At 71.4% G+C, this 14940-nt stretch carries 17 protein-coding genes; 14 read left to right on the forward strand and 3 right to left on the reverse strand.

The features are described from left to right. Nucleotides 1-185: 185 nt before the first annotated feature. On the reverse strand, nucleotides 186-482 hold the full coding sequence (locus FOE67_RS03755) for a hypothetical protein (protein ID WP_143625471.1): 297 nt from the start codon (nucleotides 480-482) through the stop codon (nucleotides 186-188). Between the two features lie 339 nt (nucleotides 483-821). Between FOE67_RS03755 and rpsF the strand changes: the two genes are divergently transcribed. The 4 genes from rpsF (at nucleotide 822) to rplI (ending at nucleotide 2630) form a co-directional block, all read left to right on the forward strand. Then, nucleotides 822-1112, forward strand: coding sequence for a 30S ribosomal protein S6 (rpsF, locus tag FOE67_RS03760; RefSeq protein ID WP_182660360.1), 291 nt, complete (start codon nucleotides 822-824; stop codon nucleotides 1110-1112). A 170-nt stretch (nucleotides 1113-1282) separates the two neighbouring features. After that, the gene (locus FOE67_RS03765; RefSeq protein ID WP_182660362.1) at nucleotides 1283-1885 is read left to right on the forward strand and encodes a single-stranded DNA-binding protein; all 603 of its coding nucleotides are present in this window, start codon (nucleotides 1283-1285) and stop codon (nucleotides 1883-1885) included. 42 nt (nucleotides 1886-1927) lie between these two features. Beyond that, nucleotides 1928-2164: a 30S ribosomal protein S18 gene (gene rpsR / locus FOE67_RS03770; protein WP_182660364.1), complete on the forward strand. Its 237-nt coding sequence runs from the start codon at nucleotides 1928-1930 to the stop codon at nucleotides 2162-2164. 16 nt (nucleotides 2165-2180) lie between these two features. Beyond that, entirely contained in the window at nucleotides 2181-2630 is a 450-nt protein-coding gene (gene rplI / locus FOE67_RS03775) for a 50S ribosomal protein L9 (protein WP_182660366.1), read from the forward strand. 198 nt (nucleotides 2631-2828) lie between these two features. Here the strand turns inward: rplI and FOE67_RS03780 are convergent, their stop codons facing one another. After that, complete coding sequence (locus FOE67_RS03780; protein WP_182660368.1) at nucleotides 2829-4262, reverse strand: MATE family efflux transporter; 1434 nt, start codon at nucleotides 4260-4262, stop codon at nucleotides 2829-2831. Nucleotides 4263-4828: 566 nt separating this feature from the next. On the opposite strand from FOE67_RS03780, the gene dnaB reads away from it, so the two are divergent. The 9 genes from dnaB (at nucleotide 4829) to FOE67_RS03820 (ending at nucleotide 12488) form a co-directional block, all read left to right on the forward strand. Then, on the forward strand, nucleotides 4829-6268 hold the full coding sequence (dnaB, locus tag FOE67_RS03785) for a replicative DNA helicase (RefSeq protein ID WP_228473511.1): 1440 nt from the start codon (nucleotides 4829-4831) through the stop codon (nucleotides 6266-6268). A 193-nt stretch (nucleotides 6269-6461) separates the two neighbouring features. Further along, the gene (locus FOE67_RS03790) at nucleotides 6462-7169 is read left to right on the forward strand and encodes a TnsA-like heteromeric transposase endonuclease subunit (RefSeq protein ID WP_182660370.1); all 708 of its coding nucleotides are present in this window, start codon (nucleotides 6462-6464) and stop codon (nucleotides 7167-7169) included. Next, nucleotides 7166-7495, forward strand: a complete 330-nt coding sequence (locus tag FOE67_RS03795) for a TniQ family protein (RefSeq protein ID WP_182660372.1) — start codon at nucleotides 7166-7168, stop codon at nucleotides 7493-7495. Before FOE67_RS03790 ends, FOE67_RS03795 begins: the two co-directional genes overlap by 4 nt. Then, nucleotides 7489-8469 carry a hypothetical protein gene (locus FOE67_RS28835; protein WP_228473512.1) on the forward strand — a complete coding sequence of 327 codons (981 nt, stop codon included), beginning with the start codon at nucleotides 7489-7491 and terminating at the stop codon, nucleotides 8467-8469. The genes FOE67_RS03795 and FOE67_RS28835 overlap by 7 nt, the downstream gene beginning before the upstream one ends. After that, nucleotides 8466-9701: a methyltransferase domain-containing protein gene (locus FOE67_RS03800; protein ID WP_228473513.1), complete on the forward strand. Its 1236-nt coding sequence runs from the start codon at nucleotides 8466-8468 to the stop codon at nucleotides 9699-9701. Before FOE67_RS28835 ends, FOE67_RS03800 begins: the two co-directional genes overlap by 4 nt. Nucleotides 9702-10118: 417 nt before the next feature. Continuing rightward, entirely contained in the window at nucleotides 10119-10616 is a 498-nt protein-coding gene (locus FOE67_RS03805; protein WP_323384156.1) for a P-loop nucleotide/nucleoside kinase family protein, read from the forward strand. A gap of 316 nt (nucleotides 10617-10932) precedes the next feature. Beyond that, nucleotides 10933-11403: a DIP1984 family protein gene (locus FOE67_RS03810; RefSeq protein ID WP_182660378.1), complete on the forward strand. Its 471-nt coding sequence runs from the start codon at nucleotides 10933-10935 to the stop codon at nucleotides 11401-11403. A gap of 300 nt (nucleotides 11404-11703) precedes the next feature. Beyond that, the gene (locus FOE67_RS03815) at nucleotides 11704-12009 is read left to right on the forward strand and encodes a phosphotransferase (RefSeq protein WP_323384158.1); all 306 of its coding nucleotides are present in this window, start codon (nucleotides 11704-11706) and stop codon (nucleotides 12007-12009) included. 158 nt (nucleotides 12010-12167) lie between these two features. Further along, nucleotides 12168-12488: a hypothetical protein gene (locus tag FOE67_RS03820; protein ID WP_182660380.1), complete on the forward strand. Its 321-nt coding sequence runs from the start codon at nucleotides 12168-12170 to the stop codon at nucleotides 12486-12488. Between the two features lie 94 nt (nucleotides 12489-12582). Here FOE67_RS03820 and FOE67_RS03825 read toward each other — a convergent pair whose 3' ends face one another. After that, the gene (locus FOE67_RS03825) at nucleotides 12583-13929 is read right to left on the reverse strand and encodes an MFS transporter (protein WP_323384160.1); all 1347 of its coding nucleotides are present in this window, start codon (nucleotides 13927-13929) and stop codon (nucleotides 12583-12585) included. A gap of 525 nt (nucleotides 13930-14454) precedes the next feature. Here FOE67_RS03825 and FOE67_RS03830 point away from each other — a divergent pair. Continuing rightward, nucleotides 14455-14916 (forward strand): MarR family winged helix-turn-helix transcriptional regulator, encoded by a 462-nt coding sequence (locus FOE67_RS03830; RefSeq protein WP_182660382.1) that lies wholly within the window; start codon nucleotides 14455-14457, stop codon nucleotides 14914-14916. The last annotated feature ends 24 nt before the right edge of the window (nucleotides 14917-14940 follow it).

The following is a 14940-nucleotide window of genomic DNA, read 5'->3' on the forward strand; positions in this document are numbered from 1 at the left end:
GGCCGGCAGGTCGGGGGACGGTACCGGTGGGGCCGGCGCCCCGCGCACTCCGGGGCGCGCGGGACGGGAGCGGGGCGACCGACCGGGGCGCCGGCCGGTACGGGCACGCGAAACCGTTCCCCGGCCGACGCGGCCGGGGAACGGGCCGCCCGGTGGGACCGGGGCGCCGTCGCCGACGCCCCGGTTCAGCCGAGGAATCCGCCGTTGACGATGCCCATGTACAGGCCGAAACCGGCCCCGCCCATCCCGATGACGAGCAGGAAGCGCTCACCGGTGGTCGCGGAGACCATCTGTCCCCAGCCGCCCACCAGGACGCCGATCAGACCGGCCCAGGACGCGAGGGCGTGGAGACCGGTGAAGAAACCGGAGACGGCGGCGACGAGCCCCAGGGCGATCGTCACGAACGCCAGGGCGTTCTCCCGGGGGTGGGCGCGACCGTCGGTGTTGAGCAGGGACAACGCGCTGCGCGGAGCGTGGGCCATGACGCACCTCCTGGCGTGTGCCGGTACCCCCGAGTGTGGCGCCTTCTGCCCGGATTTCAACCGGAGGGCCGTGACCGGTAGGCTGTGGTGTCCGCATCGTGTCGGTGTTCGTCCGGCACTCCCCGGTACCGCGCGTCCCGACCCCGGTTCGAACCCCGAACCGTCCCGGGCGTCCGGTCCACCGGTGTCCCGTTCCCGTTCGTCCCCGCCCCTCCGGGCGGTCGTGTCGACGGGGCGTCCCGGGGGAGGGTCGGCGCACGGACCACGACGCGGAACCGCATGCGAACCTCCTGCCACGGAACGTCCGTGGCCGCCGAGTCCGAAGGAGGTGGGTTCCACATGCGCCACTACGAGGTGATGATCATCCTCGACCCCGATCTGGAGGAGCGCTCCGTCGCCCCCCTGATCGAGAGCTTCGCCACCGTGATCCGCGAGGGCAACGGGAAGGTCGAGAAGGTGGACACCTGGGGCCGCCGCCGTCTGGCCTACGAGATCGACAAGAAGCCCGAGGGCTTCTACGCGGTGCTCGACATCCAGGCCGAGCCGGCCGTGGTCAAGGAGATGGACCGTCAGATGAACCTGAACGAGTCCGTCCTCCGCACCAAGGTGCTCCGCCCCGCCACCCACTGAGCCCCGGCTCATCCGGGCCCGGGCCGGGCCCCGTGAAGCGTCCTGCGCGTGTCGGACGATCCGGCGGTCTCCCGCCGGTGAACCCCGGTGCGGAGCGGACGCCCGAGGGTGTCACAGGCCCCTGTCATCATCGCAGCACCAGCAGTTAGCACCCGCCGAGAGGTTCCCCCATGGCAGGCGAGACCGTCATCACGGTCGTCGGCAATCTCGTCGACGATCCCGAGCTGCGCTTCACCCCTTCCGGTGCGGCTGTCGCGAAGTTCCGTGTCGCGTCCACCCCCCGCATCTTCGACCGGCAGACCAGTGAGTGGCGGGACGGCGAGAGCCTCTTCCTCACCTGCTCGGTCTGGCGGCAGGCGGCCGAGAACGTCGCCGAGTCCCTCACCAAGGGCACCCGGGTCATCGTTCAGGGCCGGCTGAAGCAGCGCAGCTACGAGGACCGCGAGGGCATCAAGCGGACGGTCTTCGAGCTGGAGGTCGACGAGGTCGGCCCCAGCCTGCGCAACGCCACGACCAAGGTCACCAAGACCGCCGGTCGCGGTGGCGGCCAGGGCGGGGGCTACGGCGGCGGCGGCCAGGGCGGCGGCCAGGGCGGCTGGGGCGCAGGCCCCGGCGGTCAGGGCGGCGGCGGTGGCCGTCAGGACGGTCCCGCCGACGACCCGTGGGCGACCTCGGGTCCGTCCGGCGGCGGCCAGGGCGGCGGTGGCGGCGGCTGGGGCGGAGGCCCCGGCGGCGGCTCGGGCGGTGGTTACTCGGACGAGCCCCCCTTCTGACGGGCTCCCCCCAGCTTCCTGATCTGTTAACGGAGAGACACCATGGCGAAGCCGCCTGTGCGCAAGCCGAAGAAGAAGGTTTGCGTGTTCTGCAAGGAGAAGATCTCCTACGTCGACTACAAGGACACGAACCTGCTGCGGAAGTTCATTTCCGACCGCGGCAAGATCCGTGCCCGCCGGGTGACCGGCAACTGCACCCAGCACCAGCGGGACGTCGCCACGGCCGTGAAGAACAGCCGTGAGATGGCGCTGCTGCCCTACACCTCCACCGCGCGCTGAGAAGGGGTGACGACACATGAAGATCATCCTGACCAGTGAGGTTCCCGGCCTCGGTGCCGCCGGTGACGTCGTCGAGGTGAAGGACGGCTACGCCCGCAACTACCTGCTGCCCCGCGGGGTGGCCATCCGGTGGACCCGCGGCGGCCAGAAGGACGTCGACCAGCTCCGCCGGGCCCGCAAGATTCGCGAGATCGCCACCATCGAGCAGGCCAACGAGGTCAAGGGCCGGCTCGAGGGCGTCAAGGTCCGCATGCGCGTCCGCGCCGGTGAGGGCGGTCGCCTCTTCGGTTCCGTCACCCCGGCCGACATCGCCTCCGCGGTGAAGGAGGCCGGCGGTCCGGACATCGACAAGCGCCGCATCGAGCTCGGTCGGCCGATCAAGAGCCTGGGCACCCACCAGGTCTCGGTCCGCCTGCACCCCGAGGTCGTGGCGAACGTGCCGCTGGAGGTCAACGCCTCCAAGTGACGCCCCCGGGCGTCCGCCCCGATCCGCCCGCGCGGCGGCCGGGGCGCGGCGGGGCCGGCCCGCGCCGGCCCGTGACGAGGTGAGCGGTCCGGGGGACACCCGCACGGTGTCCCCCGGACCGCTTCGTCGTGTCCGCCGGCTCCCCCCGGCCCGGCCCGGTTCCGAACCGCCCCGACCGGATCCCGGCCTCCCGTCCCCTCAGCGGGCGCGGACGGCGCCGGTGACCATCCAGCGCCCGGTGCGCACCCGCAGGCCCAGCGTCACCATCCGGGTGACCATCATCAGCCCGGCCACCATCCACCACAGCCCGGCCACGCCCCACTCGAGCACCGGGACCAGCAGGGCCGCCGGAGCGAAGACGACGAGGGTCACCAGCATCGCCCCCGCCAGGTAGGGACCGTCCCCGGCACCCATCAGCACCCCGTCGAGGACGAACACCACCCCGGTGATCGGCTGGGTGGCCGCCACGATCAGCAGCACCGGCAGCAGCGTCCGGTGCACCTCCGGGTCGGGGCTGAAGATCCGCACGATCAACGGGCTGCCCGCGGCGATCAGCACACCGAGCACCACTCCGGAACCGATACCCCAGCGCACCATGCGGGCGCACATGGCCCGGGCCCCGGCGGCGTCGTCCGCGCCCAGCAGGCGGCCGATGATGGCCTGACCGGCGATGGCGATGGCGTCCAGCGCGAAGGCGGTGAGGGTCCAGATGGTCAGCGCCACCTGATGGGAGGCGATGGAGGCATCGCCCAGCCGGGCGGCGACGGCGGTCGCGATCAGCAGCACCGCCCGCAACGAGAGGGTGCGGATCAACAGCGGTGTCCCGGCCCGGGCGCAGGCCCGGATGCCCGCGGCGTCGGGACGCAGCGGGGCACCGTGCCGGCGGGCGCCGCGCACCACCACGGTCAGGTACACGGCCGCCATGCCGACCTGGGCGATGACGGTGCCCCAGGCCGAACCGGCGATGTCGAGGCCGGCGCCGTGGATCAACAGGGCGTTGAGCACGGCGTTGGCCGTGAAGCCGCCGATGGCCACGTACAACGGGGTGCGGGTGTCCTGCAGGCCGCGCAACACCCCGGTGGCGGCGAGCACGATCAACATGGCGGGGATGCCGAGCGCGCTGATCCGCAGATAGGTCACCGCGTGCGGGGCGGCCTCGGCGGAGGTGCCGAGGAGGTCGACCAGGGCCGGGGCGCCGGGGATCAGTGCGGCGGCCACGGCCAGGCCGATGAAGAGGGCCAGCCAGATGCCGTCCACGCCCTGGCGCAGGGCGGCGGACAGGTCACCGGAGCCGAGTCGGCGGGCCACGGCGGCGGTGGTGGCGTAGGCGAGGAAGACGAAGATGTTGACGCCGGTGGTCAGCAGGGCGGCGGAGACGCCGAGGCCGGCGAGGCGGTCGGTGCCGAGGTGTCCGACCATGGCGCTGTCGACCATGAGGAAGAGGGGCTCGGCGACCAGTGCGCCGAACGCGGGCAGCGCGAGCGCGAGGATTTCCCGGTCGTACCGTCGGGCGATCCGCCGGCGGGTGGCGCGGGGGGATTCCCCCTCGGGCGTGGCGACCGTGTTCCTGCCGGTCGGGGGCCCCGCGGCTTCACCGGAGGGAGCGGACCGGTCCGCGGGGAGTGGGCTCATGCGATGATCCAAGCATCCACAGGTAATGGATGCAATGCTTTTGTGACCCTTACCTCTCCGCAGGGCGGGCGTGAACCGTTCTCCTTCGCGACAGGTCTCCGGTCCCATCCGCGAACTTTTTTCGACGGGGCCCGCCAGGTGGTGATGATCTCCGCGTTATCCCAGCTCAGCGAGGGTTTTCTGATCATCTCTCAGGAGAATCCACAGCGTCGTCCCCCGAGGGGTCCACAGAAAACGGGGGTTCTTCCACAGTGTCCGGGGAGCTTTCCACAGGTGTTGCCCCCAGCCTGTGGATAACCGGCTTGGCGGGGGTCCCCGGAGCACGTAGCGTGGGGCGCCCCCCGGCCTGTCCCCGGGGCCCCGACCACGGTGCTCGCGGCCCCCGAACGGGATCTGTCGGTGCCGTGGCGTACAACTGTGGACAGTGACGGAGCCGAATCGTCGGTCCCCCGGGGCATCGGCGAACCGGATCCGTCACCACCGATCCGAGTCGATCACGTTCAGCATGTTCCACCGGGTGGCGGGCCGAGCCCGCGAGCCGGCGAGCCGGGAGGGAGGCGGGCCGCATGACGGATCTGGAGTACGCCGAGGGCGAGTGGACCGCCGGCGCGCCCCCGGCACCGCGCAGCGGTGGAGGCGACTCCCCCCGCTGGGAGGACGGCTCCGACGAGCGGGCGGCCTTCGAGCGGCTTCCCCCCCAGGACCTGGACGCCGAGCAGTCCGTCCTGGGCGGCATGTTGCTCTCCAAGGACGCCATCGCCGATGTCGTCGAGGTCATCAAGGGCCACGACTTCTACAAGCCCGCCCACGAGACGATCTACTCGGCGGTCCTCGACCTCTACGCCCGGGGCGAACCCGCCGACCCCATCACCGTCGCCAACGAGCTGACCAAGCGCGGTGAGTTGTCCAAGGTCGGCGGCGCCGGCTACCTGCACTCCCTGGTGCAACTGGTCCCCACGGCCGCCAACGCCGAGTACTACGCCGAGATCGTCCACGACCGGGCGGTACTGCGCCGACTGGTGCAGGCCGGTACCCGCATCACCCAAATGGGGTACGCCGCCGACGGCGACGTGGACGACATCGTCAACTCCGCCCAGGCCGAGATCTACGCCGTCACCGAGCAGCGCACGGCCGAGGACTTCCTGCCGCTCGGCGACATCATGGAGGGCGCCCTCGACGAGATCGAGGCGATCAGCAACCGCAGCGGCGAGATGACCGGTGTGCCCACCGGCTTCACCGACCTCGACGCACTGACCAACGGCCTCCACCCGGGTCAGATGATCGTCATCGCGGCCCGTCCCGCGATGGGTAAGTCCACCCTCGCCCTGGACTTCGCGCGCGCCTGCTCGATCAAGCACAACCTGCCCAGCGTGATCTTCTCGCTGGAGATGGGGCGCAACGAGATCGCCATGCGCCTGCTCTCGGCCGAGGCCCGGGTCGCCCTGCACCACATGCGCTCGGGCAGCATGACCGACGAGGACTGGAACCGCGTCGCCCGGCAGATGGCCGAGGTCAACGAGGCCCCGCTGTTCATCGACGACTCGCCCAACCTGAGCATGATGGAGATCCGCGCCAAGTGCCGCCGGTTGAAGCAGCGGCACGACCTGCGCCTGGTGGTCATCGACTACCTCCAGCTCATGCAGAGCGGTGGCTCCCGGCGCCCCGAGTCCCGTCAGCAGGAGGTCTCGGAGATGTCCCGGAACCTCAAGCTGCTCGCCAAGGAGCTGGAGATCCCGGTCATCGCCCTGTCCCAGCTCAACCGTGGTCCCGAGCAGCGCACCGACAAGAAGCCGATGGTCTCCGACCTGCGCGAGTCCGGTTCCATCGAGCAGGACGCCGACATGGTCATCCTGCTGCACCGCGAGGACGCCTACGAGAAGGAGTCCCCGCGCGCCGGTGAGGCCGACCTGATCGTCGCCAAGCACCGCAACGGCCCCACCGCGACCATCACCGTCGCCTTCCAGGGCCACTACTCCCGCTTCGTCAACATGGAGGGCGGCTTCTAGGGCTGCCCGTAGGTTCTCAGATTTCGTGTCGGATCCCCAGGGCTGATGTCGGAGCAGCGTCGGATGCGACACCATGCTGAGAACCCCAGGTCATGGCCACCACTCCTTCGGGTTAAGCCGTGAAGGTGTGCCCCCCCTCGATGTGCCGACGGGAGCATGGTGCTGCTGATGGCAGTTCGACCCGGCGGCGGGGATGAAGGCGGAGGTCTGCTTCCGGCGGCAGGACGGGAGAGTTGAAGCCCGCCCCCGGGAATCTGTTGCAGCGCTGTCGCTCCAGTCGGCCACCCCATGGCGGACCTTCCGGTGGTACAGCGGTCGGAAGCACTACTCCGGGACGTATGGGTCGGCGACGGTTCGGGATCACGTGATCCACGAGTCGCGCCTGGAGCTTGCACGGCTGCTGTTCGCTGATCTCGATCCCTCGGTACGCGGCATCGTGGCCCAGCCGTTCCTGCTGAAGGCCGAGGTTGAGGGGACCGTCCGCAAGCACATCCCGGACTATCCCTTGACCTGCGAGGGCCGTCCGGTTGTCGTGGATGTCAAGCCGCGTGACCGGTTGTCGAAGCCGGTGGTGGCTTCCACGTTCGCGTGGACCCGGCAGGCGGTGGAGTCACGTGGGTGGCGCTATGAGGTCTGGAGCGAGCCACCGTCCGCAGAGCCGGACAACGTGCGTTTCCTTGCCGGGGACCGCCGCGACTGGCTGTTCAGTCCCGAACTCCTGCAGGAACTGCGCCGGTTCCCTCTGGATGGAGTCGCGTTGAAGGACGTGGCCCGGTGTGTACCCGGCCGTGCGAAGGAGCGGGTGAGGGCCGCGATCCATCACCTGCTGTGGAAGGACGAACTGCGCGTCGATCCGACGCGCCCGCTGGGGCCTGCGACGGTGCTGTGGGGGCCGGCATGAGCGGAGCCGGGACGAGAGCCGGGGTCGGAGCCCGCTTCACCTACGACGGGCGGGCAGTGCTCATCGACCCCGGCACCCGGCACGTCAACCGGCGGTTGCTTCGGGGACGGGCCGGCGGCTCGCGCCACTGCCCGGCCTGCCTGGAACAGACCGGTGGACGCTGGAAGCTTTCCTGGCGGCTGGGCTGGTCCTTCGCCTGCCTGGAACACGGCTGCCTGCCGGCCGATGCCCGCCCGGCCCGCTCTGGCCAAGCCGGGCGGCCCGCCTGTCACCCGGAACCACCCGGGACCGCTTCCTGCGGTCGGCACCGGCGGCATGCGTGTTGATCACCGGCACCCGCACCGAGATCGACGCCGCCGCGGCCCAACTCGGAGGCCCCATTGACCCGGTCAACACCAGCCGCATCCTCCAGGTCCCGGAAGACGCCCCGGGCCGGCCGCAGATCACCGCTGCCCTGACCCGCCTCGCCGATCACCTCGCCCGGAATCCGCCGCCCATCGGCTACCGACGCCGCCGCACCCTCGACTACACCAACCTGCTGCCGGAACAGGAATGGGTGGCGATCTGCCGCGCGACCGGCGCCTTCCGCGGCAAAGGCCGCAAACCGCTGATCGCCCGCGCTTACCTCTTCAACCGGCTCAGCGGACTGCCGCTTGAGTTCGCCCCCGCCATCCCCACCGCCAAAGACAATTTCCTCCGCAACAGCGTCGCCGAGTTCGCAACCAACCGCTTCCCCGAGCCGGCCGCCGGTCTCGACCAAGCCGCCCACGACTTCCTCGCCCGCCACGGAATCACCGACGAACCCGTCGCCCGGCAGCCTCCCCTGACCCTGGTCGGCGGCCTCGATGTGTCCGGCCCCGACCCGGGCAACATCAACGTCAGCGAACTGCACCGGCTCCTCCTCGCCGGCCGATCACCCCGCAAAGCCGCCGCTGACCTCGACACCACTCCGACCGCCGTCCGCTGCGTGCTTGAGGAGCATCCCCCCCAGCCCGGCGCGTCCGCGGAGGACAAGGCACCCTGCCCGGCCCCCGCTCCGGTTCCATCAAGCACATCTCCAAGGACGAACCGGCCCGCCTCCACCTGGAAGAGAACCTGTCGTTCCCGAAGATCGCCGTACGCCTTGGCACCGACCGGCACACCGTTCGCGAGTTGGCCCATCACCACGGCATCCCCACCCGGCACGGCCGCCGTCCCAAGGCCACGATCACCCGCGAGTGGCTCCACGAGCAGCACATCGTCCACGGCCGCACCCTCGTCGAACTCGCCGAGAGCGTCGGCGTCAGCCCCGCCACCATGAACCGCTGGGCCAAGACCCACCAGATCCCGGCCCGCCGCTTCGGCACCCACACCCACCACCCCGACCTGCGCGGCAACCTCCACAGCGTCCCCGAAATCCTCCGCCCCGCGCCGACCGGCCCCGCATCCCGGAAACGACTCCGCGTCCTCGCCGAATTGCCCGCCCATCCAGACCTCGCCGCCGCCAAGGCGCTCAACCTCGACCGCGCAACCGTCTGGAGCTATCTCGACCGACTGGAGAAGGAACTGTCCGGCCGACTGGTTCACCGATCCGGCAAGCGACGGCGCACCACCACCCCCACCGCCTTCGGACACCGCGTCATCCAGACCATCCGCGACCTGGAGCACGCAACAAGAACCCGCGATTCCCCCTTCCGCTCTCGGCGAAGAGGGGCTGTGAGGCTTTCCAACCGCGACAGGGCTCGGGATAGTTGCCTCATGACCGTTGGGTTCAGTGGGGAAGTGGCTGAGTACTACGCGAAGTTCCGGCGGGCCTATCCCGAGCAAGTGCTCGACTTCCTCCAGGACTACTTCTCCCTGACACCCGGCGACAGCGTCCTGGACCTCGGATGCGGCACAGGACAGCTTGCCCTCCCGCTCGCCGACCGAGTCCGATCGGTGATCGGCATGGACCCCGAGCCGGACATGCTTCGCCTTGCTCGTGAAGCGGCCGGCCAGCGTGAAGTCCGCAACGCCACCTGGGTGCTCGGTGCCGACACCGACGTTCCAGCCCTCGGCACACTGCTGGGCCACGAGCCTTCCCTTGCGATGACCGTCGTCGGACAGGCTCTCCACTGGATGCGACACGACGAACTGTTCCGGGACTCGCTCCCCCTGTTCCGCGCAGGCGGAGGCATCGCCGTGATCGCTAACGGGACGCCGCTATGGCAACAGGACACCGCCTGGTCCCGTGCTCTGCGCGCCTGCCTGGAACAGCACTTCGAGACCGAACTGACCGCATCCTGCGGAACTGCCGATCAGGACCGGATCCGGTATGCACAGGCCCTCGAAGACGCCGGCTTTTCAGACGTGCGGAGCACGACGGTCTCCTACACCGACGAGCTGACCTTTCAGCAGGTCATCGGCGGCCTCTACTCCGCTATCCCCGCAGAGCAACTCCCGGGGGCCGATCAGCGGCCGGCGTTCGAGGACGACATCCGGAAAGCAATGCCGCACGCGGAGCCCTTCCCCGAGCAGGTCCACGTCTCCGTACTCGTCGGCCGGACTGCCTGACCGGACGCACACCGTCCCCGGCCGGGGAAATGACACGCTGCTGAGACAACAGCAAAGCGACACGACCTGAGACAAGGGAAAGAAGCCCGGGTCACAGCGACGCCATCTGACAGCGAAGCTGAGAACCTACACCGCGGCAGGCAATGTTCGCCCTGTTCACGACCTCGCGGAGGCGTTCGTCGGCGGTGTGGTCGCCACCCGGCCGGTCGCCGACAGCCGGGTGTGCGACAGTGCCGTCATGCTGATCGTGATGGCCGGTCTGCCCGCAGCGGGAAAGAGTTCGGTCGCCGAGGGATTGGGACGGGCGCTGCCTGCTGCGGTGGTGCCGGTCGACCCTGTCGAGGCGGCGATGTGGCGTGCCGGCGTGGACCGCGGTCAGCCAAAACGGGCCCGGCGGCCCATCTCGTTGCCGAGGCAGTGGCCGACGGTGTCCCGGCGCTGGGCCAAAGCGCAATCATCGACGCGGTCAACGCAGTGGAGGCGGCTCGCCGGCAGTGGCGGACGCTGGCCGCCCGCCACCGGGTGCCAGTGGCGTTCATCGAGGTGGTGTGCTCGGACTCGCGGGTGCATCGGCAGCGATTGGAGCGCCGATCCCGCGGCATCCCGGGCTTCGAGGAGCCGACCTGGCAGGCAGTGCGGGAGCGAGGGACCGAGTACGAGCCCTGGACGGATCACCGGCTGGTGCTCGATTCGATCGCGGACCCGGCCTCGAACCCGGCGAAAGCCCTGGAGTACTTGGCCATGGCGGCACAGCCCTCGGAGCCCGCGTCCCGAGGAGACCGCCACCGCACACCCCGCCACAAGGCAGAGCACGTGCACCCACCACGAGGCGAACGTTGCCCGATGAGATGTAGCGCCGGTGAGGGAGTCGAGCTTCTGCGGGAACACCGCGACCGCTTCATCGACGAACTCTGACTCGACCACGACCTCGGCGGGGGTGACACGATCACGCCCGTGGTGATCTCCCGGGGAAGGTCGCCTTCCGGGGGCGGCCCTTCCGTCTCGAGGTGGTTCTCGTGCACAGCACCGATCCGACCGCCCCCGAAACCGTCGTCCCCTCCCTCGCGTACCGCAATCACCGGGCTCGGCGAGTGGCCGGCCCGGGCGAGCCCTCACCGGCTTGAAGGTTCCGGCAAACCTCCACTGCCGGGAGCGGGGTGGAAAAGGCGGTGCGCCGGCTCCGGGGTCGTTCGTAGGCTCGTGCGGTGGTCGAACCGAGGGGGCGGGGACGGTGAAGCTCGCGGAGGCGCTCGCGGAGCGCGCGGAGGCGACGCGGCGCGTGGAGCAGCTGCGGTCGCGGGTGATGGGCAACGCCCGGTACCAGGAGGGTGAGACCCCTGCCGAGGACGCGGCCGGTCTCCTGGCCGAGGCCGACGAGGTGTCGGGCCGGCTCGAAACGCTGATCCGGCGCATCAACCGGACCAACGCCGCCGTGCGGATGGAGGACGGTGGCACGCTCTCCGACGCGCTCGCCCACCGGGATGTGCTGCGTCTGCGCCACTCCGTCGTCACCGCCGCGGCGGACGCGGCGGCCGGCACGGGGGAGCGGGGGTACGGCCGGCAGCTCCGGTCCGAACTGCTGATGCTCTCCGCGCTCCCGGTCGCCGAACTGCGCGCCCGGGCGGATGTCCTCGCCCGGGAGATCCGCGGGGTCGATGTCCGGATCCAGCGGACGAACTGGGAGGTCGACCTGCTGGAGTGAGTCTCCCGGCGGGCCCCGCCGGGGCGCGAGCGGTGAGAAGCGACGGAACGGACAACGCAAGAGGACCGTGGAGCGGGTAGCCGTTCCGGAGGCGTGCACACACCGCGGGTCGGCGGACTCCGGCCCACTCCTGGCGCGTGGAGGGCAACGCGGGGTTCGACTCCCCATCAACGGCGCAGCCCCGTATCGCGTACAGGTGACGGTGCACCTCGCACGGCACATCACCACGTGCAGATCCGGAAGGGTGAGGGCGGGACAGGGGTTTCCACACGTCCGACGGATGACGGTACGACAGGATGGGTGATCAGGGGTGGAGTCGATCGCTCGGGACGGGACGCGGATGTGTACGCGTGGGAGGCCGACCGGGTGCTGCACCGGTACCTGCACCCGGGCAACGTGATCCTGGCGCCGGGAGGCCCGGTGGTGATCGACGGGCGCGACGCGGGGGCCGGTGATCCCGCCGCAGAGGGAGTGATGACCGTGGTGACCGTCGCGGGGGCCGAGGTCTCCGGCCTCGCCGCACGGAGTGGGACGGGGCCTGATCCCGCGCGCGGTGCGCCGGGGCTCCCGGACCGATCCGACCGACCGGCTCCGGGAGGCGATTGACGCCAAGTCGACCGATCCGAACCCGACGCCTTCCGAAGCCGCATGGTCGCGCCGGCGAGCAGCCTCTCCCCGAATCGGTGCGACCGCCTCTCGCGACCCGGGTGCGAAGCGCGGGGTGGGTCGCCGGGCGGATCGGTGCCGCTCGGCATCATGGGGTGGTGACGAGGTGGATGCGCTGCCACTGGGTGGAGGAGGACGTGCTGTTCCTCTTCGAGGTGGGGGAGGACGGCCGGGTTCGCCGGCAGGTGGAACTCCGGGGACCGGAGCGGACCGCCGAGGTGGCCGCCGACTCGGAGGAGTGGGAGGCGGCGTGGCGCGCCGGAACCGCCGGGGCGTATGAGGCGCGGTACGGGGCGACCGCCGAGCCGCCCGTCCGGGAGTGGGAGGGGTACGAACCGGAGTGGTTGACAGCCGAGGAGTTCGAGCGGGTGTGGCGGGAGGCCCGCCGGGCGATCGCCGAACGGGGCCCGGAGGAGTGACTCCGCCGGGGAACCCGGGGTGAGGGGTCGCGGCCCGGGAGGGGTGCCGCCGGCCGGTGGGGCGTGAAACCGGCCCACCGACCGGCGCGATGTTTCACGTGAAACGGGAGTCGGCGCGGGCCCGGGAGAGGAAGAGCACCAGGGCGGCGGTGCCCGCGAGGAGGCCGGCCGCCACCAGGCCGGCGATTCCGTGGCCGCGCAGGACATCGGTGACGCTGTCGCCTCCGGCCGTCGCGGCGGCCACCGCGCCCAACCCGGCCACGCCGAACGCCGAGCCGACCTGCATGGAGACCATGACCAGCGCCCCGGCGACGGCGGTGTCCGGCCCGGCGTCCCGGGTCGCGGTGCTGTTCGCCGTCACCAGCACGGCCGCGCCGCCCAGTCCGAGCAGGGCGAAGATCGGCAGGATGTGCGTGGGGTACGGGCTGTCCGGGCCGAGCACCGGGAGAAGTGCGAGCCCGAATCCCGTGAGCAGGAGGCCGGGGACGAGGAGCCGGTGCGGCGCCACCCGCTCCAGTGGTCGGCGCAGGCACCGGACACCGACGATCATGGCCAGGGGGTAGGGCAGGAAGGCGAGTCCGGTGCGCAACGGATCGAGGCCCCGGGCGTCCTGGAGTGCGAAGGTCAGCAGGAAGAACCCCGCGAAGGTGCCCATCGCCATGGCGAACACCGACAGGTAGGAGACGACCCGCGCGCGATTCGCGAACAGCCGGAGCGGGAGCAGCGGGTGCGGTGACCGGCGTTGAACCCGGACGAAGGCGACCAGCAGGCCGACGCCGAGGGCGAGGAGCAGCGGGGTCAGCGGGTCGCCCCACCCGACGGTCCCGGTGCGGCCGAAGCCGTGCACGAGGGCGATCAGGCCCGCCGTACCGAGCAGCGCGCCCGGCACATCGAGGCGGCCCCGCTCGCCGGGGGGATCGGCGTGCACGGTCACGAGGACGCCGATGAGGGCGGTGCACGCGATGGGCACCGCCACCAGGAGGCTCCAGCGCCACCCTGCCCACTCGGTGAGGGCGCCACCGAGCACCAATCCCACGGCGGTGCTCGCCCCCATGATCGTGCCGTAGACCCCGAAGGCCCGGGCGCGATCGGCCGGTGCGGTGAAGGTCGTCCCCAGAAGGGCGAGGGCCGAGGGTGTGTAGAGGGCGCCGAAGGCTCCCTGGAGCCCACGGGCCGCGATGAGGGTTTCCGGGTTCCCGGCGAGGCCGGCCGGGAGCGAGGCGGCGGCGAACCCACCGAGTCCGATCAGCAGGCAGGTGCGGAGCCCGAGAAGGCGTGGGAGTCGACCGCCGAGCAGCAGCAGTCCGGCGTAGGCGAGGGCGAAGGCGGTGATCGGCCAGTGGCGGATGCCGTCCCCGAGTCCGAGGTCGGGCTGGATCGTGGGGAGGGCGATGTGCAGGACGGTGGCGTCGGCGGCGATCATCAGCTGGCCGACGGCCACGGCGGCCAGGGCCCACCAGCGGCGCGGGTGGGGTCCGGCACCGGGTCCCGTTCCGGCAGCCGTGCCGGGTCCGCCTTCGGGTGACGCCTCCGTCCGGGTCCCGGCTGCCGCCGGGACCGCGGCGACGGCTCCGCTCGCGGTGCCGGTCCGGAGGGCGGGTCCCCCTTCGGCGGTGGGTTCCGACGCGGTCCCGGGAGGTGTCATCGGCCGGTCGGCGGAGGGCTCGGGGAGGTGAACGGGGTCCGGAGCGGGTGTCGGATCGGTGGGGTCGGGGGACACGGGAACTCCTCGCAGTGGTGCCGCCCCGGGGCGCGGTGGAGGCACGGAGCGATGCCCGGAGGGGCCACCGGTGCGCTCCGTGCCCGGGTGGGCCCGGGCGGACTCGGCGGACTCGGCGGACTCGACGGAAGGGGCGGAGGTGCGGGGCATCGCCCGCAAGAGTTGGTTCGACCAACGTTGGTTGCACCAACATAGCCATTCGTGGGTCACACCAACAACCGGGGAGGGCGGAGGTAGGCTCGTCCCATGAGCACCCCGGCCGACGACCGCGCCCCCGAGCGGCTGCGCACCACTCCCAGCTGGCTGCTCACCCGGCTGGCCGACCACGCCGCCCACCTGGCCCGGGAGGCCTTCACCGCCGCCGGCGCCGGCCGCTACCACTACGCCCTGCTCGTCGCCCTCGTGGAGGGCGGCCCGGCCAGCCAGGCGGCCCTGGGACGGCGCTGCGGCATCGACCGCAGCGATGTCGTCGCCGCCCTCAACGAACTGGTCGCCCGGGGCCACGCGGAGCGCCGCCCCGATCCCGCCGACCGTCGCCGCAACGTCGTCACCGTCACCCCCGCCGGTCGCGAGCAGGCGGAACGCACCGGGAAGGCCCTGGACGAGGTCCAGGAACGGCTGCTCGCCCCCCTCGACCCCGAGGACCGCCGTCGGTTCACCGAGCTGCTCACCCACCTGCTGCGCCACCACGCCCCCGGTCGGTTCTGATGTCCCGCCCCGCGTCCCCGGGCC

It is taken from the genome of Streptomyces calidiresistens (genome assembly GCF_014141525.1).
GTDB classification, from domain to species: Bacteria; Actinomycetota; Actinomycetes; order Streptomycetales; family Streptomycetaceae; genus Streptomyces; species Streptomyces calidiresistens.